At 63.4% G+C, this 23,176-nt stretch carries 21 protein-coding genes and 2 tRNA genes; 16 read left to right on the top strand and 7 right to left on the bottom strand.

Features of this window, described 5'->3' with window-relative positions; all coding sequences use genetic code 11:
- Positions 1–17 precede the first annotated feature (17 nt).
- A tRNA-Thr gene (locus tag ACSBOB_RS26985) sits at positions 18–92 on the bottom strand.
- Positions 93–260: 168 nt separating this feature from the next.
- Here ACSBOB_RS26985 and ACSBOB_RS26990 point away from each other — a divergent pair.
- Both ACSBOB_RS26990 and murA read left to right on the top strand, forming a co-directional pair.
- Positions 261–440, top strand: a complete 180-nt coding sequence (locus tag ACSBOB_RS26990; RefSeq protein ID WP_442579130.1) for a hypothetical protein — start codon at positions 261–263, stop codon at positions 438–440.
- Positions 441–591: 151 nt separating this feature from the next.
- Positions 592–1,881 (top strand): UDP-N-acetylglucosamine 1-carboxyvinyltransferase, encoded by a 1,290-nt coding sequence (murA, locus tag ACSBOB_RS26995; protein WP_442579131.1) that lies wholly within the window; start codon positions 592–594, stop codon positions 1,879–1,881.
- Between the two features lie 300 nt (positions 1,882–2,181).
- Here murA and ACSBOB_RS27000 read toward each other — a convergent pair whose 3' ends face one another.
- Both ACSBOB_RS27000 and htpG read right to left on the bottom strand, forming a co-directional pair.
- Positions 2,182–3,135 (bottom strand): IS110 family transposase, encoded by a 954-nt coding sequence (locus ACSBOB_RS27000; protein ID WP_442579132.1) that lies wholly within the window; start codon positions 3,133–3,135, stop codon positions 2,182–2,184.
- Between the two features lie 309 nt (positions 3,136–3,444).
- Positions 3,445–5,325 (bottom strand): molecular chaperone HtpG, encoded by a 1,881-nt coding sequence (gene htpG, locus ACSBOB_RS27005; RefSeq protein ID WP_442579133.1) that lies wholly within the window; start codon positions 5,323–5,325, stop codon positions 3,445–3,447.
- A gap of 838 nt (positions 5,326–6,163) precedes the next feature.
- On the opposite strand from htpG, the gene ACSBOB_RS27010 reads away from it, so the two are divergent.
- The 14 genes from ACSBOB_RS27010 (at position 6,164) to ACSBOB_RS27075 (ending at position 19,938) form a co-directional block, all read left to right on the top strand.
- Positions 6,164–6,598 (top strand): DUF2948 family protein, encoded by a 435-nt coding sequence (locus ACSBOB_RS27010; RefSeq protein WP_442579134.1) that lies wholly within the window; start codon positions 6,164–6,166, stop codon positions 6,596–6,598.
- 9 nt (positions 6,599–6,607) lie between these two features.
- Entirely contained in the window at positions 6,608–7,900 is a 1,293-nt protein-coding gene (gene hisD, locus ACSBOB_RS27015; protein WP_442579135.1) for a histidinol dehydrogenase, read from the top strand.
- A 7-nt stretch (positions 7,901–7,907) separates the two neighbouring features.
- The gene (locus tag ACSBOB_RS27020; RefSeq protein WP_442579136.1) at positions 7,908–8,399 is read left to right on the top strand and encodes a UPF0262 family protein; all 492 of its coding nucleotides are present in this window, start codon (positions 7,908–7,910) and stop codon (positions 8,397–8,399) included.
- 46 nt (positions 8,400–8,445) lie between these two features.
- Positions 8,446–8,832, top strand: coding sequence for an arsenate reductase/protein-tyrosine-phosphatase family protein (locus ACSBOB_RS27025; RefSeq protein WP_442583839.1), 387 nt, complete (start codon positions 8,446–8,448; stop codon positions 8,830–8,832).
- 117 nt (positions 8,833–8,949) lie between these two features.
- Complete coding sequence (gene infA / locus ACSBOB_RS27030) at positions 8,950–9,168, top strand: translation initiation factor IF-1 (protein WP_308060069.1); 219 nt, start codon at positions 8,950–8,952, stop codon at positions 9,166–9,168.
- Positions 9,169–9,193: 25 nt separating this feature from the next.
- On the top strand, positions 9,194–9,823 hold the full coding sequence (locus ACSBOB_RS27035; RefSeq protein ID WP_442579137.1) for a Maf-like protein: 630 nt from the start codon (positions 9,194–9,196) through the stop codon (positions 9,821–9,823).
- On the top strand, positions 9,820–10,029 hold the full coding sequence (gene yacG, locus ACSBOB_RS27040; protein ID WP_442579138.1) for a DNA gyrase inhibitor YacG: 210 nt from the start codon (positions 9,820–9,822) through the stop codon (positions 10,027–10,029). Before ACSBOB_RS27035 ends, yacG begins: the two co-directional genes overlap by 4 nt.
- A gap of 205 nt (positions 10,030–10,234) precedes the next feature.
- Positions 10,235–10,310: transfer RNA gene (locus tag ACSBOB_RS27045), tRNA-Phe, on the top strand.
- A 178-nt stretch (positions 10,311–10,488) separates the two neighbouring features.
- Positions 10,489–10,785, top strand: coding sequence for a hypothetical protein (locus ACSBOB_RS27050; protein ID WP_442579139.1), 297 nt, complete (start codon positions 10,489–10,491; stop codon positions 10,783–10,785).
- Positions 10,786–10,794: 9 nt separating this feature from the next.
- The gene (locus ACSBOB_RS27055; RefSeq protein ID WP_442579140.1) at positions 10,795–11,991 is read left to right on the top strand and encodes a tetratricopeptide repeat protein; all 1,197 of its coding nucleotides are present in this window, start codon (positions 10,795–10,797) and stop codon (positions 11,989–11,991) included.
- Between the two features lie 1,293 nt (positions 11,992–13,284).
- Positions 13,285–16,365, top strand: a complete 3,081-nt coding sequence (locus ACSBOB_RS27060) for a beta strand repeat-containing protein (RefSeq protein WP_442579141.1) — start codon at positions 13,285–13,287, stop codon at positions 16,363–16,365.
- A 368-nt stretch (positions 16,366–16,733) separates the two neighbouring features.
- Positions 16,734–17,513, top strand: coding sequence for an NAD kinase (locus ACSBOB_RS27065; protein ID WP_442579142.1), 780 nt, complete (start codon positions 16,734–16,736; stop codon positions 17,511–17,513).
- A gap of 188 nt (positions 17,514–17,701) precedes the next feature.
- Positions 17,702–19,222, top strand: coding sequence for a DEAD/DEAH box helicase (locus ACSBOB_RS27070; protein WP_442583840.1), 1,521 nt, complete (start codon positions 17,702–17,704; stop codon positions 19,220–19,222).
- A gap of 116 nt (positions 19,223–19,338) precedes the next feature.
- On the top strand, positions 19,339–19,938 hold the full coding sequence (locus tag ACSBOB_RS27075; protein WP_442579143.1) for a hypothetical protein: 600 nt from the start codon (positions 19,339–19,341) through the stop codon (positions 19,936–19,938).
- Positions 19,939–20,038: 100 nt separating this feature from the next.
- Here ACSBOB_RS27075 and ACSBOB_RS27080 read toward each other — a convergent pair whose 3' ends face one another.
- The 4 genes from ACSBOB_RS27080 to prfB all read right to left on the bottom strand — a co-directional run bounded on the left by ACSBOB_RS27080 (position 20,039) and on the right by prfB (position 23,100).
- Positions 20,039–20,698, bottom strand: a complete 660-nt coding sequence (locus tag ACSBOB_RS27080; RefSeq protein WP_442579144.1) for an OmpA family protein — start codon at positions 20,696–20,698, stop codon at positions 20,039–20,041.
- Between the two features lie 104 nt (positions 20,699–20,802).
- The gene (locus ACSBOB_RS27085; RefSeq protein ID WP_442579145.1) at positions 20,803–21,171 is read right to left on the bottom strand and encodes a GFA family protein; all 369 of its coding nucleotides are present in this window, start codon (positions 21,169–21,171) and stop codon (positions 20,803–20,805) included.
- A gap of 91 nt (positions 21,172–21,262) precedes the next feature.
- Positions 21,263–21,550, bottom strand: a complete 288-nt coding sequence (locus tag ACSBOB_RS27090; protein ID WP_442583841.1) for a hypothetical protein — start codon at positions 21,548–21,550, stop codon at positions 21,263–21,265.
- Between the two features lie 421 nt (positions 21,551–21,971).
- Positions 21,972–23,100 (bottom strand): peptide chain release factor 2 gene (gene prfB, locus ACSBOB_RS27095; RefSeq protein WP_442579146.1). Its coding sequence is split into 2 segments (ribosomal slippage): positions 21,972–23,033 and positions 23,035–23,100, totalling 1,128 coding nucleotides; the frame shifts between segments, so codons are not numbered across the junction.
- Positions 23,101–23,176: the final 76 nt, after the last annotated feature.

Genomic DNA, 23,176 nt, shown 5'->3' on the forward strand with positions numbered 1-23,176 from the left:
ATTTCAACGGGATGGAATGGTGCTGCCAGAGAGGATTGAACTCTCGACCTCTCCCTTACCAAGGGAGTGCTCTACCACTGAGCTACGGCAGCTATTCGAATGCGGCGCCTTCTGCCACATGGTGCCGGCAAGCGCAAGCGTCTGTGAATGCCTTTGTCCTGCCTGTGCAGCGCCATGGGCAAGCCGCATTTTTCCAGCCTTTGTCGATCCCGGAAATGCTAGGGACATCGCGAGACCAATCCATCCTGCCGGAATCGACCATGGCGGACGAAATACAGGACAAGACGACGGGCAAAGCGCGCCGCTCGGCCCGCCTCGCCCAGGAATTGCGCGCCAACCTCCTGCGCCGCAAGGCGCAGGCGCGATCGCGCGACGGCAATGACGGCAAGCCGGCGGAGGGCGAGGCAAGCGCCAAGCCGGAACCGACACCGGAGGAATGAGCCGGGACGCCGCGCCGATATGCATATCCTTGCGGCAACCCGAGCATTCGCCCAAACGGCGCATTTCTTGAACCGCGCACGCCTATCGTCTACATCGTGCGCTTTGAGCAACTCTACGAAATCCGGGTGATTCGCCGGGAAAGTGATCTTCATGGACCGCATCAGACTGGTCGGGGGCAACGAACTCAAAGGGCGCATCCCGATCTCCGGCGCCAAGAACGCGGCCCTGCCGCTGATGATCGCCTCGCTGCTCACCGACGACACGCTGACGCTGGAAAACGTCCCGCACCTTGCGGACGTGGAACAACTCATACGCATCCTCGGCAACCACGGCGTCGACTATTCGGTCAACGGCCGGCGCGAGAAGCAGCAGGAAGGCTATTCGCGCACCATCAGCTTCACGGCGCGCAACATCGTCGACACCACGGCGCCCTACGAGCTCGTCTCGAAGATGCGGGCAAGCTTCTGGGTCATCGGCCCGCTCTTGACGCGCATGGGCGAGGCGAAAGTGTCGCTGCCCGGCGGCTGCGCCATCGGCACGCGCCCCGTCGACCTCTTCCTCGAAGGGCTGGCCGCGCTCGGCGCAAAAATCGACGTCGAGAGCGGCTATGTCATCGCCAAGGCGAAGAACCGGCTCAAGGGCAACCGCTTTGTCTTCCCGAAGGTCTCGGTCGGCGCCACTCATGTGCTGATGATGGCCGCCACCCTAGCGCGCGGCGAGACCGTGCTGGAAAACGCGGCGCGCGAGCCGGAGGTCGTCAACCTCGCCGACTGCCTTAACGCCATGGGCGCAAAGATCTATGGGGCGGGAACCCAGACGATTACCATCGACGGCGTCGAGATGCTGTCGGGCGCCCGCCAGAAGGTCATCCCGGACCGCATCGAGACCGGCACCTATGCGATGGCGGTGGCCATGGCCGGCGGCGACGTGCTCCTGGAGAATGCGCGGCCCGACCTGCTGCAGACCGCGCTCGACGTCATCTCCCAGACCGGCGCCGAGATCACGCCGACCAATTCCGGCATCCGCGTCAAGCGCAACGGCCACGGCATCCACCCGGTCGACGTGACCACGGAACCCTTCCCCGGCTTCCCGACCGACCTGCAGGCGCAGTTCATGGGCCTGATGACCATGGCCAAGGGACGCTCGCGCATCACCGAGACGATCTTCGAGAACCGCTTCATGCATGTGCAGGAACTGGCCCGTCTCGGCGCCCACATCTCGCTGTCCGGCCAGACGGCCACCGTCGAGGGCGTCGACATGCTGAAGGGCGCACCGGTCATGGCGACCGACCTGCGCGCCTCGGTCTCGCTGGTCATAGCCGGCCTCGCCGCCGAAGGCGAAACCATCGTCAACCGCGTCTACCACCTCGACCGCGGTTTCGAACGGCTGGAGGAGAAGCTGTCCGGCTGCGGCGCGGTGATCGAGCGGCTCTCTTCGTAAGGCGCGGTCCGCCGGGCGCGATTGGGTGCGTCCTTCGAGGCTCGCCCACTGACGGTTATGATCTATTTTTCAGTGCCTTGCGGGCTCGCACCTCAGGATGAGGAAGGTCGTGCCTGCATCGCCAATCGCCAAAAACTCAACCCATTTCTGAGCAGCGTCTCGGCGTTCAGACAACGAGCGACACTCGGCATTACCAGCGAAATGGCCGTGCCCGAGCATTAACTCATTCCTGAGCATTGCCAGAACGCATACAGTGACGATTAGCGCAACTGGCACGACCTCCCTCATCCTGAGCAACCATTAAGTGCTGGCTTGTTTTGCGACCCATGGTGTTCCCCTTGCGAGGACGGTGTTGACGAAGATGACGAGCTTCCTTGCGCAGGCGACGAGGGCGACCCTGTGGGGTTTGCCGTTGGCGACGAGGCGTTTGTAGAAGGCGATGAGCTCGGCGTTCCAGCGGAAGGCGGCGGGCAGGGCGGCGGCATAGACGCTCCTGGCCAGGCGCTTGCGTCCGCCGGCGACATGGCGCTGTCCGTGGCGGCCGCCGCTGTCGTCGTCATAGGGAGCGAAGCCGACAATGGCGGCGGCGGCCTCGCGGTCGATCTGGCCGAGTTCGGGGGCGCGCACCAGGAAGGCGATTGCCGTGGGTTCGCCGACGCCGTCGACGCTCATGACCAGCTCGAGGCGGCGGGCGAGATCGGCATGGGCGCGCAGGATGCCGCCCAGCCGCTTGAGTTCGAGCGTGCGCCAGGCCACGAGCCGGGCGATCTCGCGGTCGAGCCTTCTGCGGCGCTGAGCGTCGCGCACGGCCTCGCGCCGGGTCTTGAAGCGGGCGATGTCCTCCCCGATCTGGTCGATCAGGGTAAGGTGCTCGGCAAGCGGCTCCAGCCTGGGATCGGGCGCGGCATGCACGGTGTCGACCGCCGCCGCGCAGGCCGCGATCAGCGCCGCGTCGATACGGTCGTTCTTGGCCCGCTGCAGCTTGAAGCCGGCATAGGCGCGCACCTGCGCCGGCTGGAAGCGGATGACCGTAAAGCCGGCCGCGCGCAAGAACGCCACGACGGCGCTCTCGTAGCCGCCCGACGCCTCGATGCCCACCCGCTCGGCCCCGTGGCCGCGCAGCCAGCCCGACAGCCGCTTATGCCCGGCCGCGTCATTGTCGACCACCAGTTGCTCCTCGACGCCGGTCAGCGCCACGTCGAGCTTCTGCTTGCCGGTATCGATGCCGGCCACCTTCATGCTAGACTTGTCCATCTTCCTCGACCCTGCCTTGTGATGCGAACCCAAGGTTCATTCAACCATCCGGGTCCGATGAAGAGCCGGCCGCGATCGCGCTCAGGAACAGCCCTCAAGGCTTGGGTGCGAGCGATCCGACGGCCGGCGGTGCGGCCCGGGTGGCCACCCGGGCCGCACCGTCCCCTTCACGGAACACCCAAACAATACACAATCTCGCTAATACAAGGTGCGAGCCCGCACAGCTGCGACAATCTTGGCATCAAACCTTCGCGGGCGAGCCTCGAAGGGCGCACCCCAACACCACAAACGCCGCCTCTGGCAGGTCGCTCACCCCGCCGGCAGCCCACGCTCTATCAGCCGCGCCAGCCGCTCGGAAAACGCTTTTGCGTCCGTCGGCTTGTCGCCGTCCAGCACCCGCGCCTCGTCGTAGAGCAGATGCGCGACGTCTTCCCGGAAAGCCTGCTCCCCGTCGCCAAGCTTGGCCAGCGCCACGATGCGGTCGTGGCGTGGATTGATCTCGAGAATCGGTTTTGCCGCGGCGTCCAGCCGGCCGGCCGCGCTCATCAGCCGCTCGAACTGCCGGTCGGGGCCGTTGTCCGGCGCTACGAGGCATACGGCGCTTTGCGTCAGCCGCTCGGACGCCTTCACATCGGACACAGCGTCTCCGAGCGATGACTTTACGAAGGCCAGGAACTTGTCGACTTCCGGCGCAGCCTGCGTGTCGCTCTTGGCTGCCTCGTCCAGAAGCGGGATGTCTGCAAGCTCGCTGCCGCCCTGCGTCACCGACTTGAACGGCTTTCCGTCGAATTCCGGCGCATTCATCACCCAGAAACTGTCGACGGGATCGGTCAACAGCAAGACTTCGAGGCCGCGTGCCTTGAACCCCTCAAGCTGCGGCGAGGCTTCCAGCCGCGCGCGGTCGTCGCCGGTCATGAAGAAGATCGCCTTCTGGCCTTCCTTCATCGCGGCGACATAGTCGGCAAGGCTGCGCCACGCATCGCCGGACGAGGTCGACCTGAACCGCGCCAGCTTCAGCAACGCGTCGCGGCGCTCGTAATCCTCGTAGATGCCCTCCTTGAGCACCACGCCAAAGTTTTCCCAGATTTTTGCGTAGGCATCCGCGTCGTTGTCGGCCAGCTTGGCGAGGTCGCCGAGGATGCGGCCGGTGACGCCCTTGCGGATCGCCGCCAGCAGCGGGCTTTCCTGGATCATCTCGCGCGACACGTTGAGCGGCAGGTCGGCCGAATCGACGATGCCGCGCACGAAGCGCAGGTAGCGCGGCAAAAGGTCGGCGTCGTCGGTGATGAACACGCGCTTGACGTAGAGCTTCATCCGCCCCTTGCGGTCCTGGTCGAACAGGTCGAACGGCCGCGAACCCGGCACGAAGGCCAGCACGCTGTATTCATGCCGCCCTTCGGCGCGGAAATGCACCGTGGCTGCCGGCTCGTCATACTGGCCGGCGACGCTGCGGTAGAAATCCGTGTATTCCTCCGGTTTCACCTCGCTCTTCGGCTTGACCCAGAGCGCGGTGCCGTCGGCGATCTCCTTCGCCTCCTCGCCGGGTTTCTCGACCACCGAGATCGGCACGGGAACGTGGCCGGACTGGGATTTCACCAGCCGTTCCAGCGTGTAGCGCTCGGTGTAGTTTTTGGCGTCGTCCATCAGGTGCAACACCACCCGGGTGCCGCGCTTCGGGGCCTCGTCTAGCGACGCCGGGCCGATCTCGTATTCGCCCTTGCCGTCCGAGGACCAGCGCCACGCTTCGCCGCTGCCGGCCTGCCGGGTGATCACGTCGACGCGGTCGGCCACCATGAAGGCCGAATAGAAGCCGACGCCGAACTGGCCGACAAATTGCGCGCCGTCCTTCGCGGCCTCAATACGTTCCATGAAGGCGCGCGTGCCGGAACGCGCGATGGTGCCCAGTGCCTCGGCCATCTCGTCGCGGCTCATGCCGATGCCGTTGTCCTCGACCGAAAGCTTCTTTGCTTCCGGATCGGCGGCGATGCCGATGCGCGTCTTCGGATCGTCGCCGAGCAGTTCGGGCCGGGTGATCGCCTCGTAGCGCAGCTTTTCGCAGGCATCGGCCGCGTTGGAGATCAATTCGCGCAGAAAGACGTCCCGGTCGGAATAGACCGAATGCACCATCATGTGCAGCAGCCGTGAAACGTCGGCCTCGAAGCTCTTTTTCTCGGTCGTTTCGATCGTCATGTGGTCCATCCGTGCTGCGGTTCGGCGCACCAGATGGCGGGCCGGAGGCGGATTTTCAAGATGATTCTGAAGAGTTGGACCCACGACGGGCGAGCGATCGAACCCGCCTCGCCACCCGGCATCAGCAAGAACGCGCGCAAAAGGGGACGGGCGAGGGAAATAAAACAGAGGATATTCCTCTAAACGATTGAAATTAAACAATTATAATTGCGTGAAAATTCGACTTGGCATGAAAATGTCCCCACCCCAAAAGACCGCAGCTATAATCCTGGCCAGTTTCTCCCGCCGGGAACGCTTCCGGAGTCGTTCGTTAGTGGGGAGGGACCGGCGCCTCCGTCATGTTGCCGACGAAGCAGCATGGCCGGGGAGGCTTTGTCCGAAGGTCCTCCCTCCGCAACTACGTGCGGTGTGCGCTGGACGACGCGCTTAAGCACGGCCAGCCGAGGCGAAAGCCGGAGCCGGAGCTGTCGCGAAGCAGGACGGGATGGAGCCCAAAGTCGCCGGCGGGGGTGAGGAATGGTCCACGAAGCGGACGAAAAGCCAACGATTTGGCTTTTCGAATGACGAACGCCCGTAGCGAAGACGCAGGGCCGGGGTCGCGCCACGTATTGTTTAAATTAGGAGGCACGGCCTCGCGCCCCGCTTCCCGAACTCCCCTCGTCAATGAGGGCATTCTCTCGACAATGGCCAGACGCGAAAGCGGGCGTGGCAACGGGGAAGGCATGCGCCATGCCTGTAGGGCTAAAAATCAACCCTGCCAGATGCCAGGCCGCCGGTTGCGTGCCCCGGCAAGAGCGCATAGTTAGGCAACACCTGGCCGCAACCGCAGCGATGGACCATGGATCAGCTAAAGCTAGTCGCCCTCGACAAAGAAGACCTGAACATCGTGTCGGCGCACGTGCAGGACGCCGTCATGCGGGTCGGCGACCTCAAATACTTGGCCCGCGAGCACCGTTTCGTCGTGCCGATGAACCGTTTTGCCTGGGAAACCCAGACCGGCCTGTTCCCCGGCAAGCCCGAACGGCGCAACAGCATCTTGCATTTCGAGCGGGTGAATTCCGCGAAGGCCGCGGGCCTGCCCCGCGACAAGCCGTTGGAGACGCTGTCGCTGCTGGCGATGCGCTTTTCTTCGGCTGACGCGCCGGCCGGCGCGGTCGAGCTGGTGTTTTCCGGCGGCGGCACCTTGCGGCTCGACGTCGAATGCATCGAGGCCAGACTCTCCGATCTCGGCGGCGCGTGGGAAGCCTCGTCGCGGCCGAAGCACCGCGCCTGAGGACCACACGTGGCCATCACCCTTCGCGCCTCCGACACCGATTTCGAGGACCGCTTCGCCCGCTTCCTGACGACCAAGCGCGAGGTATCGCCAGACGTGGACGCCATCGTGCGCGACATCATCGCCGCCGTCCGCGAGCGCGGCGACGAGGCGCTGTTCGACTACACGCTGAAATTCGACCGGGCGGATTTGCGCGCATCGGGGCTGGCGGTCGGCAAGGAGGATATCGAGCGGGCATACGCCGATGCGGACCCTGCGATCGTCGAGGCGCTGCGATTCGCGCGTGACCGCATCCTCGGCCACCACAGTCGCCAGAAGCCGAAGGACGACCGCTACACCGATGCGATCGGCGTCGAACTCGGTACGCGCTGGACAGCGATCGAGGCGGTCGGCCTCTATGTGCCCGGCGGCACCGCCGCCTATCCCAGTTCGGTGCTGATGAACGCGCTGCCGGCGATCGTGGCCGGCGTTCCACGCATCGTCATGGTCGTGCCGCCATCCGGCGGCGAGATCAATCCGCTGGTGCTGGTCGCCGCCGACCTCGCCGGCGTCCACGAGATTTTCCGCATCGGGGGCGCGCAGGCAGTGGCCGCGCTCGCCTACGGCACGAAAACCATCCGCCCGGTGGCAAAGATCGTCGGCCCGGGCAACGCCTATGTCGCAGCCGCAAAGCGCCAGGTGTTCGGCACGGTCGGCATCGACATGATCGCCGGCCCCTCGGAAGTGCTGGTGGTGGCCGACGGCGCCAACGATCCGGACTGGATCGCCGCCGATCTGCTGGCGCAGGCCGAGCACGACACGGCGGCGCAGTCGATCCTGATTACCGACGACGCGGATTTCGGCAGGGCGGTGGAGAGTGCCGTCGAGCGGCAGATAAAGCTCCTGCCGCGTGCGCAAACGGCCGCCGCGAGCTGGCGCGATTTCGGCGCGGTGATACTCGTCGGCTCGCTCGACGACGCCCTGCCGCTTGCCGACCGCCTCGCCGCCGAACATGTCGAGCTCGCCTTCGACGGCGCGGAGCAATTCCTCGGCCGCCTGACCAATGCCGGCGCGGTGTTCCTCGGCCGCCATACGCCGGAAGTCATCGGCGACTATGTCGGCGGCTCCAACCATGTTCTGCCGACCGCGCGCTCGGCGCGATTCTCGTCCGGCCTGTCGGTGCTCGACTTCATGAAGCGCACGTCGATCCTGAAGCTCGGCCCCGACCAGTTGCGCGCGCTGGCGCCCGCCGCTATCGCTTTGGCGAAGGCTGAAGGGCTGGAGGCGCACGGACGGTCCGTGGCGATCCGGCTGAACGGTTGAGCGGATCATGGGTGGCCCGGGACGCGACCGCCAGACATCCAGGCTGATCGACGTCGAGCTCGACGAATCGATCGGCCGCTCGACGCCCGACATCGAGCACGAGCGGGCGGTGGCGATCTTCGACCTGATCGAGGAGAACAGTTTCCAGCCGGTCAACGACGACGGCAGCGGCCCCTACCGGCTGAAACTGTCGCTGGTGAATGCGCGGCTGGCCCTGTCGATCGCGCGCGAAAGCGGCGAGCCCGTCGTCACCCACATCCTGTCGCTGACGCCGTTCCGGCGCATCGTCAAGGACTATTACATGATCTGCGAGAGCTACTACGAGGCGATCCGCTCCTCGACGCCGAGCCAGATCGAAGCGATCGACATGGGCCGGCGCGGCCTGCACAACGAGGGCTCGCAGACGCTTCTGGACCGGCTGAACGGCAAGGTCGACATCGATTTCGACACGGCACGGCGCGTCTTCACGCTGATCTGCGTGCTGCATTGGCGGGGCTAGGCGACGATTGAGCGCCCTCCCCCGGTCCATCCTGTTCATGTGCCGCATGAACGCCGTGCGCTCTCCCATCGCCGAGGCCGAGGCGCGCCGCATGCTTCCAGGCACGGTCTATGTTGCCTCCGCCGGCATCCGCCGCGGTGAGCGCGACCCCTTTGTCGACGCCATCCTCTCCGAAGACGGCCTGCCCGCCGAGCGCCCCCGCTCCAAGACGCTGGACGATCTGGAGGACGATTATTTCGACCTGATCGTGACCCTTGCGCCCGAGGCGCACCATGCAGCGCTTGAACTGACGCGCTCGCTGGCCGTCGACGTCGAATACTGGCCGACGCCCGATCCGACCACCGCCACCGGCACACGCGACCAGATCATGGCCGCCTACCGCGACGTCCGTGAGCGGCTCAAGGCGCGGATTTCAGCCAGATTCGGTCTGTGAAACATAGGCCTTTCACCGTGGAATATGCGTGTTCACAAAGACTCCATAATCATATAGGTTCCGCGCAATTCTCCGGACCAGAGTTCCGGACACCAACCATCCAAGCAAAGGTAGCGAATGCCGAAGGAAGAAGTCCTCGAGTTTCCGGGTATGGTCACCGAACTGCTCCCGAACGCCATGTTCCGGGTGAAACTCGAAAACGAACACGAAATTATCGCCCATACGGCGGGCCGCATGCGCAAGAATCGCATCCGCGTGCTGACCGGCGACAAGGTCCTCGTCGAAATGACGCCCTACGATCTCACCAAGGGCCGCATCACCTACCGCTTCAAGTGACCGGACCTGCTGGCTCGGCTCCGCGATGAGCACTTTCCAGAAGCTCGTGCTCGCCTCCGGTTCGCCGCGCCGGATCGAGTTGCTCCAGCAGGCCGGCATAGAGCCGGACCGCGTCTTCCCCGCCGATGTCGACGAGACGCCGCAGCGCGCCGAGCACCCGCGCTCGCTGGCCAAGCGCCTGTCGCGCGCCAAGGCGGAAAAGGCCTATGGCGCGCTGAAGGACGATCTGGATCTGGCGAACGCCTTCATCCTCGCCGCCGACACGGTGGTGGCGGTGGGGCGCCGCATCCTGCCCAAGGCGGAACTCACCGAGGAAGCCTCCAACTGCCTCAAGCTTCTGTCAGGGCGGGCGCACCGCGTCTATTCCGGCGTCTGCCTGATCACCCCGGCGGGCAAGATCCGCCAGCGCCTGGTCGAGACTCGCGTTCGATTCAAGCGGTTCTCGCGCGAGGAACTGGAGAGCTACCTCGCCTCCGGCGAATGGCGCGGCAAGGCCGGCGCCTATGCCGTCCAGGGGCTCGCCGGAAGCTTCGTGGTCAAGATGGTCGGCTCCTACACCAATGTCGTCGGCCTGCCGCTCTACGAGACCGTTGGCCTTTTGACTGCCGACGGCTTCAACGTGCATTTCAACTGGCTGGCGGGACGCCGCGCATGAGCTTGGACGGAAAAGTCACGCCGCTCAGGCCAAAACGCGCCTGCCCCGAATGCAGCCGGCCATCGGCGCGCGACACCTATCCGTTCTGCTCGACGCGCTGCAAGAACGTCGACCTCAACCGCTGGCTCACCGGCGCCTACGTCATCCGGGCAAGCGAGGACGAGGATGAAGACGTCGGGCCCAAGGACGAAAAAGACGCCGGCTGACGACGCCCGGACGACCTGGAATGCACCGTCCACACCCATGCATTCGCTACCCGGACGGGAACCGAAACAGGAAATTCGGCTAAGTTCGGTTCTGAACGTCACAGGTGCTGGACAGGCAGAAATCCCATGCTATAACCCAGCCGCTTTCGCCGGTTCGCCCCGGCGGTCCTGCGGGCCGGTATCTGATCCGGGTCGAGGGACAGATGCCCAGGTAGCTCAGTTGGTAGAGCAGCGGATTGAAAATCCGCGTGTCGGTGGTTCGATTCCGCCCCTGGGCACCATTCAATCTGAGCATCCGGCCGGATCAATTGGTTAAACCCTTTCAAGCCATTGCGCTCGCCGATGTGTGTCAAAAAGGTGTGCAACAATGGTCTTTCGACTGGTCCGCCCTATGAAGCGCAAGGGTATGTTCCGGCAGCAGTTCGCCAACGAATCCCGGCTGACCTTAGAACCTGTGCGGTGACGTTCGAGGACATCGGCCCGGCACCCGGCTCGCTGCTATGGGTGCACGGCCGGGCGATGGAGGAGACGGCGAAGCTTGATGCCGGCCTCGCCAACATGCGCATCATGATCCGATATTCCGGCCATCCTTCAAAAGGATATGCCGACCATCTCGCGCGGAATTTTGTGGACGAGGACGAGGACGAGTATCTAAAGGGACGCTATCGTAGGTTTGAGTTCGGAATTGGGCCGTCGCTCAGCGCAAAGCGTGCAGGCCTCTGCTCCGTTCAGAGCGAATCGAGGCTGAAAAATTGAGAGAAAGTAATGCCGACGTCTGTCAGTTCGAACAGCACCTTGGAAGATGGTACACCCAATTCCAATGAATCTGATCTCGCAAAACCTAGTTTTTCACTTCTTCGATCCAGAAATTCTGACAAGCTAGTCATATTTTTTTCGGGAACCAACCGAGACAACGGAAATTTTGATTTCTGGGGTTATGCGAATGAGGCTAGGGCCGAGTTCAATTGCTTGCTCGTCAACAATGGTGCGATGAACATATGGTACCAACACGGCATACCGGGATTAGGGGTGTCGGTAGAGACGACTGTCGAAAGCATCAAAAGGATAGCTGCTGACGTTGGCGCGCGCCATGTCTACTGTGTCGGGGCTAGCATGGGAGGCAGTGGTGCGATTTTGTACGGAAGCCTGGTCGGCGCGAAAATACTGGCGTTCTCGTTCGAGACGAAAGTGAGGGGAGCCGGCAGACGGAGTTCCCGATATATTTCCAAGGACGCCAACCTCCCATATCCGGATTTGCTGGAGTTGATGAAGGAGCGACCTTGCCCGACGACGGCGGTCTTCGGCGAAGCAGACGCCGTGGATTTGAGGGAAGCGCTCCGGCTTCGCCGAATGGCCCATGTCAAGTTGACCACCCTTCGCGGCGTGGATCACGCAATCCCCCGCTATCTCCGAAGGCGCAACCGCCTCAAGCCTCTCCTCGATGCTTTCCTCGCGGACGAGATTCTGCCCTCTTTCGAGGAGGCAGACGACGGTTTGGGATCGGACGAGTTCGTCCATGCGCAATTCAAGGCCCATTGCCTGCTGTTCGACCGGAGAGACCGCGAGAGCCTGGAGGCCGCGCAGATTGCAGTCAACCTGCGCCCAACCTCGGACCACGCCCGATTTCTCCTGGGCAAGGTACTCGTACGTCTTAAAAATTACCCGGAAGCACTGGGTCATTTGGGCGCGTCGCTCGCCATGAACTCGCAGCAGGAGGAGGCCCGTCATCTGTTTGGGGTATGTCTGCGCAAGCTTGGGCGCCATGCACACGCGATTGAATTTCACAGGGAGACCGCGCGCATGTGGCCCGGCTTCTCCAAACCGATCTATGATATCGGCCTTGCCTACCTGCAACAGAAGAACAAAACCGAGGCGATCGCGGCGTTTCGGAGGGCTTGTGAATTGGCGCCTAACGATCGTCGTTTCGCCGACACGCTCGCGACACTGACGCGCGGTAATTGAGACCCCGGCAGAAAATGGGTAGCGGCCATGCTGCCAATCTTTCTGTTCCAACTCGCCACCAGTGGACGGAAATCGCAATGCACGGGTTCTCGAGCGAAGGCTAAGAACTGGCCACATCTCTCGGCGCGGACCGTGAACAATGAACCTCGGCCCCCATTGCGCGCCACCATGATGGGGCCGCTTCTGCAGCCTGAGACTGCCCCCCGTCTGCCACATGCCGGCCGCCGCGTTTCGCGACATAGACCCAGATGACAAGCAAGACTTCACCGGCGCGACGGGTAGCGGTTCGCCGCGCGGTAGGACGAGTTTCACCCGGCTGCCTGCTTCCACGTGGTGTTCATGCTCCCGGTCGAGATTGCCGCAATCGCCCTCCAGAACAAGGCGGCAGATCTACACGACCCAGTTCAGGGGTGAGCCGCGAACGCCACCGGCCCGAGAGAAGGGCGAACGCCAGGACGCCGCGCGCGATCGCCGCGGATCCCAGGCATCTCGCCGCCGGGATTGGTCTCATCGCCGTGCTGCATATTTGGGCCGGCCCCTCGCCTATCATCCTCACACCCATGGCATCGTACCGGGCCGTGGCCTGGCGCTCGACAGTTCCCGCCGGTCTCCTGCCGACCCGGCTGCTCCATGCCGGCAGTGTGCTGGCGTCCCCACAACCCGGTTCTTTTCCGCGCGAGACCCCGCGGCTCTTCTCTCGTGGTTGCGACATGGGTGCCCGGTGCGCCGGAACTGGCGTCGACGGCTTCTTGCAATCGTCCGGAAAGCGATCCGGCTTGTGACAATCGCTTATGCCACGTCGGCGTGCCCGGATTGCCTATTTCATGTCGTCTCGTGCTGCATGTGAATCGGCGCCCAAATTGACTGCCTCGATCTGGGTAGAGGTAAGGCCTTGATTTTCGTGTGGTAAATAGAACGTAAGCGGATTCGCGGGCGGCGCCGACGATGATTCCGCCTGCGTTGCAACTCTTCCAACAAAATCTTTCATTTGTAGCCGTCTACCAAGAGTAATCTTTGGCGAAGATCACAAATTCATCTAACACTACAAGCAAATATTGACTATGAAAATGACGTTAGGTAAGAAGGTTTCGAGGATTAATAAGCGGCCCTAATGGAGATCGGTTAGGATTTACTGCCGCGAAAGCTTTCTCACACACCAAAAGCTCGTGCCTGGCACGGCTGAACAAGAATTCTATTTGGCATTCCGCCAAACGACTACCAGGACAATTTTTGACCGTGGACAGTGGTGCTCCTTGGTGGCGCACTTGCGTCCTCAGCTGCGGAGATTTCCCTATGCCTGCAACACCCGCGACGTGGCTCGACGATTTCGTCGTCAATACCAATCCGAATGGATCGCAGCGCGATCCTGTCGTCACACAGCTCGCAAGCGGCCATATTCTGGTTGTCTGGTGGGATCCGGATAACTCCTCGCCGGCAGGGTCGCCAGCCGGAGACGACATCATCGGGCGGATATTCGACCCGCTCGGCAACCCGGTCACCGACGAGATCCGGCTGAATACGCGCAGCACCGTCAACGATGAGTTCAATCCGTCGGTCACGGCGCTCAGCGATGGCGGATTTGTCATCGCATACGACGAACAACAACCCGGTAGCTACGACGATCTCAACATCGAGACCTACAGTTTCAACACTTCGACGAACACTGTTACGCGCACGGCGGACGCCTACCTCTACAACGACCCGACACAGGCCTCGGACGCCAACCCGGTCAATCCGGTGATCGCTTCCGCGTCCGCGACGTCCGTCATGGCGGCATACCAGACGCAGAATGCCAACGGCTCGGAAAACGTCATCATCCGCACCTACAACCCGACCACGGGCGTTGTCGGCGCCGAGATCAATATTTTTTCGGGAAACACCGGCACCGGCGAGGATGTTTCCGGCCCCGACATCACGGTGCTGAGCAATGGCAATTATGCCATTACCTATGTCAACCGGAACAACGCGCCGACCACCGACACCATGATCGTCGATATCCGCAATCAGGCAGGCGGCCTCGTCGCCAGCGCGACGGTGGTCAATTACAGCGAGTTGGACGACCCGCAGGTCGTCGCGCTGAACAACGGCAACTTCGTGGTCGCCTTCCATGCCAGCATCAACAATGGCGACACCATATTCCGGGTCTACGCCAATGATGGAACGCCGCTCACCAACGGAGGCCCGTTCAATGCCGGCACCGGTCCGAACGACCAGAACGAGCCGGTTATCGTCGCCCTTGCGGACGGCACTTTCATCGTGGCCCGCGATGAGGACACGACGGGCAATATCATCGGCGAACGTTGGGTCGTGTCAGGCCAGAACGTCAATGTCATCTCGGGCTTCGTCATCGACGACACCGGCGGCGGATCGATTACCGACATCTCGATGGCGGCCTTGGCCGACGGGCGCTTCACGGTCACCTGGGATGACGGCGTCGACATCCGTATGAAGATCCTCGACACACGCGACTTCGTCAATACTATCCCCGTCTACAATCCCGAGCCGAATTGGCAGGTGGGTACGGTCGGAGACGACTTTTTCACCACCGATCAGGAGACGGATATCGTACATGGCTGGGTGGGCAACGACACCATCACCCAGCACATCAGCAGCGGTCCGCCGAACCAGTATTTCGGCGATGCCGGCGACGATATGCTGCGTGTGACCACGGTCATCGACGCGGATTCGTGGGACGGCGGCGTCGGCGGCAGCGACACAATCGACCTCAGCCTCAGCACCGAAAACGGATTGGTGATCAACCTCGCCACTGGCACCATCGTCTCCGGGGCGAGCAGCGAAGTCGCCACGAATTTCGAGCATGCCAACGGCTCGGAGCAGGACGACACCATCATCGGGACGAGCGGCGTCAACAATCTGGTCGGCAATGGCGGCAACGATGTTCTGGAAGGCGGGCTTGGCGCGGATTCCCTTTCGGGCGGCAACGGCTCGGATCGCGCCAGCTATGCCAACGCGGCGGCGGGCGTCATCGTCAATCTCGACAGTCCGGCGGGAAATACCGGCGAAGCCGCCGGGGACAGCTACAGCTCAATCGAGAATCTAACCGGCTCAGCGTTCGCCGACACGCTCACCGGCACGGGCGGCGGCAACAGTGTCATAGGCGGCGCCGGCGACGACAAGGTCGTTGGGCTGGCGGGCAGCGACGGCCTGTATGGGCAGGATGGCAACGACGTGCTCGATGGCGGCGTCGGTGGCGATTCTCTGTCGGGCGGGCTTGGCTCCGACCGCGCCACTTACGAGGCCGCAGCGGCCGGCGTCACGGCATCTCTGCTCACCCCGGCGAGCAACACCGGCGAAGCGGCGGGCGACACCTATTCGTCGATCGAGAACCTCACCGGCTCGGCCTTCAACGACAAGCTGACGGGAACCAACAGTATCAACAGCATCATCGGCGGCGCGGGCGACGACCAGGTTGCCGGCCTGGCGGGCAACGACAGCCTGTACGGGCAGGACGGCAACGACGTGCTGAACGGCGGCGCGGGCGGTGATTCCCTCTCGGGCGGTCTCGGCTCGGATCGCGCCACCTATCAGGATGCCGCGGCCGGCGTCACCGCGGCCCTGCTCACTCCGGCCACCAACACCGGCGACGCGGCAGGCGACACCTATGCGTCGATCGAAAACCTCACCGGCTCGGCCTTCAACGACAAGCTGACGGGCACCAACGGCATCAACAGCCTGATTGGCGGCGCCGGCAAGGACACGATTTTCGGTCTCGACGGCAACGACAATCTGTACGGCCAGGACGGCAACGACACGCTGGTCGGCGGCGCGGGAGGTGACGCCCTGTCGGGTGGCAACGACATCGACACCGCCTCCTACAGCACGGCGGCGGCCGGCGTGATCGCCAGCCTGGTGGCGCCTGCAGGCAATAACGGTGATGCAGCCGGAGACACCTATGCGTCGATCGAGAACCTCATCGGCTCCGCTTTCGGCGACACGCTGACCGGAAACAACGGCATCAACGCGATCGTCGGCGGCGCCGGCTCGGATATCATCGCCGGCGGATTGGGCAACGACACACTGACCGGCAATTCGGGCAAGGACCAGTTCCTGTTCAACACGACGCTCGGCGCCACCAACGTCGACACGATCACCGACTTCGTCTTCGTCGATGATACGATCCGGCTCGAGAACGCGATCTTCAATGCCATAGTCGGCACCGGCACGCTCTCCGCGTCGCAGTTCGTGGCCAATGCCAGCGGCACGGCAGCCGATGCCAATGATCGCATCATCTATGAGACCGACACCGGCAACCTCTTCTACGACACCAATGGCAACGCCGTCGGCGGCTCGACGCTGTTCGCCGTCGTCGGCGCCGGCCTCGGCATCACCAACGCCGACTTCCTCATCGTCTGAACCGCATTCCGGCCGCGGCCGGATCGGAGTCGCTGGCCGCGCCGGGGGCGAAAGCCCCCGGCGTTTCTTTTCGGCACCGCTCGTCCCGAAAATCGTCCGCGCCACGGGCGAACCGACTGGCGCTTCCCGCGCAAGACCGGCGCCGCCGACCAGCAATCGGCAGGCTCGGCTCGTTGAATGGATATGAAAGCCTCGATGCCGGCTGCCACCGCCCTCGAGGCTTATGCGCGTCGTGTTGTCAGTGCGGTGGTGGAGAGGCTGTGCCTGCCGTTCCCAAGTTTGCGGCAGAGGCATCAACCGTCGCCGCTTTCCCCTGCCGCCCGGCCATGCTAACCCGCTGTCGCAGGCGTCAGCCCGGGGAAAGACCGTTGCATCAGCAGAGATCGCGCAAGACGTTCGCCTTCGTCTCGTCCGGAGCGCCGGACGCAGAGGAAGCGGTGGCGATGCTTTCGGCCACCTATGGCGATGTTTCGGTCGAGGAGGCCGACGTCATCGTCGCGCTGGGCGGCGACGGCTTCCTGCTGCAGGTGCTGCGCGAGACGATGGGCACTGGCAAGCGGGTCTATGGCATGAACCGCGGCACCGTCGGCTTCCTGATGAACGAGTTCCGCACCGAGGGCCTCGACGAGCGCATCGAGACCGCGGATGCCGAGACGATCCGGCCGCTGGAGATGGAGACCGTCTCGGAGGGCGGCGTCACGTCCCGTGCGCTCGCCATCAACGAGGTGTCGCTGTTTCGGCAGTCCTATCAGGCGGCCAAGATACGCATCACCATCGATGGCCAAGTGCGCATGGACGAGTTGATCTGCGACGGTGTCATCGTTGCTACGCCGGCCGGCTCGACCGCCTACAATCTGTCGGCGCAAGGGCCGATCGTGCCGCTCGACGCGCCGCTTCTGGCGCTGACGCCGGTCTGCCCGTTCCGCCCTCGCCGCTGGCGCGGCGCGCTTCTGTCCAACCGCTCGACCGTGCGCTTCGACGTGCTCGAACAGCCGAAGCGGCCGGTCAACGCCGTCGCCGACCACACGGAGGTCAAGTCGGTCCTGTCGGTCACGGTGCGCGAGTCCGCGACGCTGACGGCCACCTTGCTGTTCGACGCCGGCCACTCCTGGGACGAGCGCATCCTCGCAGAGCAGTTCCGCTATTGATCGCGTGACCGTGTTGCAAAGCAAAAGCCACAACACCATATGTTGAATTACCGTTATCGGCCAAAAAACATCTGAAAATATTGACAAAAGCGGATTCAGCCCGTAACGGCATGCTCGGATCCGCAAAAGCGTGATCCATGCTGCGGTATGCCAACCGCGCCCTTGAACAGCTAAAGCAGCCGAAACACTTGTCCTCAGACACCACGACCGCTCAAGAAGCGATTACATTTGCCGATCTCGGTCTTTCGCCGAAGGTCCTTTCCGCAGTCACCGACGCCGGATACACGGTGCCGACGCCGATCCAGGCGGGGGCCATCCCCCACGCGTTGCAGGGCAAGGACGTGCTGGGCATTGCCCAGACGGGAACCGGCAAGACGGCGGCTTTCGTGCTGCCGATGATCACCCGCCTTGAAAAGGGCCGCGCCCGGGCGCGCATGCCGCGCACGCTCATCCTTGAGCCGACGCGCGAACTTGCCGCGCAGGTAGAGGAGAATTTCGTCCGCTACGGCAAGAACCACAAGCTGAACATCGCACTGCTGATCGGCGGCGTCTCCTTCGACGAGCAGGAAAAGAAGCTGGAGCGCGGCGCCGACGTGCTGATCGCCACGCCCGGACGCCTTCTCGACCATCGTGAGCGCGGCAAGCTGCTGCTCACCGGCGTCGACATCCTCGTCATCGACGAGGCCGATCGCATGCTCGACATGGGTTTCATTCCCGACATCGAGCGCATCTGCGAGATGATCCCGTTCACCCGGCAGACGTTGTTCTTCTCGGCGACCATGCCGCCGGAAATCACGAAACTCACTGAAAAATTCCTGCATTCGCCGGTGCGCATCGAAGTTTCGCGGGCGGCCTCCGCGGCCAGTAATATCACCCAGCGGCTGGTCAAGTCCGGTCCAAAGCCGTGGGACAAGCGCGAGACCCTGCGCAATCTCATCAAGGCCGAGGACGAGGGGCTGAAGAACGCCATCATCTTCTGCAACCGCAAGATCGAGGTTTCGGAGCTTTTCCGCTCGCTGGTGAAATATGATTTCGACGCCGGCGCGCTGCATGGCGACATGGATCAGCGGGCGCGCATGCAGATGCTGGCGAATTTCCGCGACGGCAAGCTGCGTTATCTCGTGGCCTCCGACGTCGCGGCGCGCGGCCTCGACATTCCCGACGTCAGCCACGTCTTCAACTACGACGTCCCGATCCACTCGGAAGACTATGTCCACCGCATCGGCCGCACCGGCCGCGCCGGGCGTTCCGGAAAATCCTTTACCATCGCCACCAAGTCGGACGGCAAATACATCGACGCGATCGAGAAGCTGATCGGCACCAAGATCGAATGGCACGATGGTGACCTGTCAACGGTGGTGGCAAGCGAGGAAAGCGACGAGCAGCCCCGCCGCGAGCGTGCCGGCCGTGGCCGCGAGCGGGACCGCAAGCCGCGTGATGCGCGCGGGGGACGCCGCTCCGACGCGCCCAAGCCAGTCGAACGGCAGGAGGCACCGCAGCCGGTCGCCGCAATCGCGAACGACGACCGCACCGCCCGGCGCGATTCCATCCGTCACGACAACGCCGCCCGCAAGGGTCCGGCGCCCGAGCGCCAGGAACCGCGGCGCGACACCCAGCGCGCCCGGCCGCATGCCGAAGACGACGATCGTTCGGTGCTGGGTTTCGGTGCCGACATGCCGGCCTTCATGCTGGTCGGCGGAAAGATCTGAGTCGTTTCGGCCGCGCCAACTCTTGCGGGCGGCTGCTTCCAACCTGGTATTCGTCGACGGATGCATATTGCTGCGCCGGGTGGTAAAATCGCGCGGACCGTCGATGAGGCACCGCTATGGCCGGCACTTTGCTTGTGTATGACGACGCATTCCCGCGCGCGCGGGTCGCGGCCGGGCCGATCCGCAACACGCCGAGTACCGACGAACTTCGCGCCAACAGCTATCCCGAACCCTACCGTCTGCTGCCGATCTGGGAGGCGTCCTCCCCGGATACCTATTTCGGTGCGATTGCCGACGCCGCCACATCGATCGGCCAGCTCGACCGGTTCATCATCTTCGGCCACGGCCGCGTGGTGAATGCGGCGGAAGGCGTGGGAATCGTCCGCGTCACCACCGGCATCGTCATTGGCGCAACCGACCTGACCGCCACCAACGCGACAGGCCTGCGCAGCCTGCGCGGCAAGTTCGCGCGACAGGGTCAGGCCGAGCTCTGGGTCTGTGAAGCGGCCGCCGCCGGCGAAGCCGGCGGGCAGTCAGGCCGCGTGCTGTGTCAATCGATTGCCGACGCGCTCGGCGCACCCCTGCTCGCCGCGACGATCACCCAGCAGTACACGACCACCAACCAGGCCGAAATTCCCAGCGGAGGATGGCAGTCGACGGCCCAGTTCCTGCCATGGGAAGGTACGACGGTGCGCTTCACGCCGCGCCGCGGATGATTTCAAACCTATCGGAGCAGGGACTGCACGCTTTCCCGGAAGATGCCATCGACGACCGTAGATGGGCGTCCCGAGCCGCCAGTTCCGCGCGGGAAGACTGCTACTCTGTCAGTGGCGAAAGCTGGATCTCGACGCGGCGGTTCTGCGCCCTGCCCTCCGCAGTGGCGTTGGACGCGATCGGACGTGTCTTGCCGAAACCTGTGACGGCAAAACGCCGCTGGTCGACGCCTTGGGAATTCAGGTAGTTGGCGACGGCAAGCGCACGGCGCTGCGACAGGTCGAAATTGTGGCTGTCGCTGCCGGTGGAGTCGGTGTGACCGTAGACGTCGACAATCGTCTGCTTGTAGCGCTTCAGGACCAGCGCCACCGAATTCAGAACCGGGTAGAAATTCGACTTGATCGCATCCTGATCGACATTGAAGGTGATGTCGGACGGCATGTTCAAGATGATCTGGTCGCCGACGCGGGTCACGCTGACGCCGGTGCCCTGCAACTGGGCGCGCAAATCCGCTTCGTTCTTGTCCATGGTCGCACCGATGGCGCCGCCGGCCAGCGCACCGATGCCGGCGCCGATCAGCACCGCGTTGCGCTGCGCGACCTTGCTGCCGCCGACGGCGAGACCGGCCAGCGCGCCGAGGCCGGCGCCAAGGGCTGCACCGCCCGCCGTGTTGGAGACTTTCTGCTCACCGGTATAGGGATCGGTGGTGCAGGCTCCGAGCAAGGCTGCGGCGGCAACCACGGCGACGATTCTGTTGCGCATTCTGTAATCCCTCTGAGGCCGCGACCATGGCCGCGATGCGAATCCCTTCGCACGCTTTTACCATGAATTGCGGCAAAATCCGGAATAGGTCCAGGCGCCGGGTTTTACCAAAGGTTCTTGCCGTCGATGACGATCACCTCGATGGCGTCGAGATCGAAATCGTCGAGGAGACGGGTGTTGACGCTGATGATCGGATTGTCGAAATCCGGCGCTCCCATGCTGAAATCAGGAGTGTCGGTAAAAGTCCCGCAGCCGCAGGTCGCGCAGAAATGATGTTTGGCTGTCCTTGAACTCCATTGGTAGGTCGAGACGTTTTCGCGGGGCGCCTTTAGCGTAAATTGCGAAGGCTTGTAGTAGCCCCATAGCGCGCCGCGCTTGGAACAGAAGGAACAAGTGCAGCGCGTCACCGTCGCCGGCGCCATCGTCACTTCGAAGACGGTTGCCTTGCAGTGACAGCTTCCGGTGATCAGCACCGGCGCCTCCTTCCGGCCGAAATCGGCCGCAAGGCACAGACTACCGTCTCTTTTCCGACGCGAAAGCCCGCGCGGAAAAGCTCCTGAAAGATCAGAAGCCTTTCGGCGGGACGAACAGGCAGATGGTCCGCGAATTGTTGGCTCCCGCCACCGAGCACCAATGGTATTCGCCGTCGGGAGAATCCTTCAGGCGCGCGTCCTGGTAGGAGAGCACCTCACCCGTCCCTTCGATCACGTAGCCTTCGGGGCGCTCGCCGATCGAGGTCTGCGGCACTTCACGGCAGTCGTAGCCCGAGCAACACGAGAACGGATAGCTCCAGCCGTTCGGCTTCGCCGCTGTCGGCTTGGCGTCATGCGCCGCCGCCGGCATTCCGCCCATGACCCCGGGACAGAAAACAATCCAGATGGTGGCGAGTGCGATGAAGGCGCACGCAAACCGCGTGCGGGCCGATTTGTGGCTGGCTGCGATGATGGGCATGGCTCATTCCTGTCAAAACGAGGCTCTCAAGCACTAGGCTTGCCCGTTACCGGAACGTGTCTTCCCTTCAGCCGGCTCCAATCTTCCAATATAAGCCGCGGCCGGCCTTCAATGCTTTTGTTCCCAACCCGCAATGCAGGGTGAGCCGATTCCTCAGCCGACGCAAGAAAAATGCTGCGATGCACAATGACGCAATGATTCTCGTCACGTCGGCCACAGGATGACGAAAAGTCTGCGCCGCCATGGTTAACGAAAGGTTACTGGAGCTGCACTGCGTCGCCAAGGGGCCGCCGCGAAGTCGGCAGCGGCCAGCCGAGCAGTGTCACTCGATATCCGCGACCTGTCCTGCCCCGCCCTCGATGCGGTGCGAGAGCGACGCTTCCATGAAATCATCGAGGTCGCCGTCGAGCACGTCGGACGGGCTGGTGCTTTCGACGCCGGTGCGCAGGTCCTTCACCAACTGATAGGGCTGCAGCACGTAGGACCGGATCTGGTGGCCCCAGCCGATCTCGGTCTTGGACGCCTCGGTGGCGTTGGCGGCCGCCTCGCGCTTCTTCAGCTCTTCCTCGTAGAGACGCGAGCGCAGCATCTCCCAGGCCTTGGCCTTGTTCTTGTGCTGCGAACGCTCGGCCTGGCAAGCGACCGCGATGCCCGTCGCCAGATGCGTGATGCGCACCGCCGAGTCCGTCGTGTTGACGTGCTGGCCACCCGAACCGGAGGAGCGGTAGGTGTCGATGCGCACGTCGGATTCCGACACATCGATCTGGATGGAATCGTCGACCACCGGATAGACCCAGATCGACGAGAATGACGTATGACGGCGTGCATTGCTGTCATAGGGCGAGATGCGAACCAGCCGATGCACGCCGGACTCGGTCTTGAGCCAGCCATAGGCGTTGTGGCCCTTGATCAGCAGCGTGGCGGACTTGATGCCGGCTTCTTCGCCGTCATGCATTTCCAGCACTTCGACCTTGAATTTCCGGCGCTCGGCCCAGCGGGTGTACATGCGCAGCAGCATGTTGGCCCAGTCCTGGCTCTCGGTGCCGCCGGCGCCGGCGTGGACTTCCAGATAGGTATCGTTGCCGTCTGCCTCGCCCGAAAGCAAGGTCTCGATCTGGCGCGCCCGCACTTCGCCGGCCAGCGAGCGGATCGACGCCTCGGCCTCGGAGATAACGCCTTCGTCGCCCTCTTCCTCGCCAAGCGCGATCAGGTCGACATTGTCGTTCAGCGCCTGCGTCAGCCGCTTGATGGAAGTGATGCCGTCATCCAGACTCTGGCGCTCGCGCATCAGTTTCTGCGCTTCCTGCGGGTCGTTCCAGAGGTCGCCGTCCTCGGCGCGGACGTTCAGATATTCCAGACGCTTTACCGCTGGATCCCAGTCAAAGATGCCTCCTCAGCAGGCTTATGGCCTGCTTGATCTCATCGACAAGTTTCTCGGTCTCTGCACGCATGGCAGTCTTCTAGCCTTCTGATGGGGCGGGAAATGGATCGGCGCGGACCATAGGCACCAGCCCATGGCCTGTAAAG

It is taken from the genome of Mesorhizobium sp. KACC 23794 (assembly GCF_052180275.1).
GTDB lineage: Bacteria > Pseudomonadota > Alphaproteobacteria > Rhizobiales > Rhizobiaceae > Kumtagia.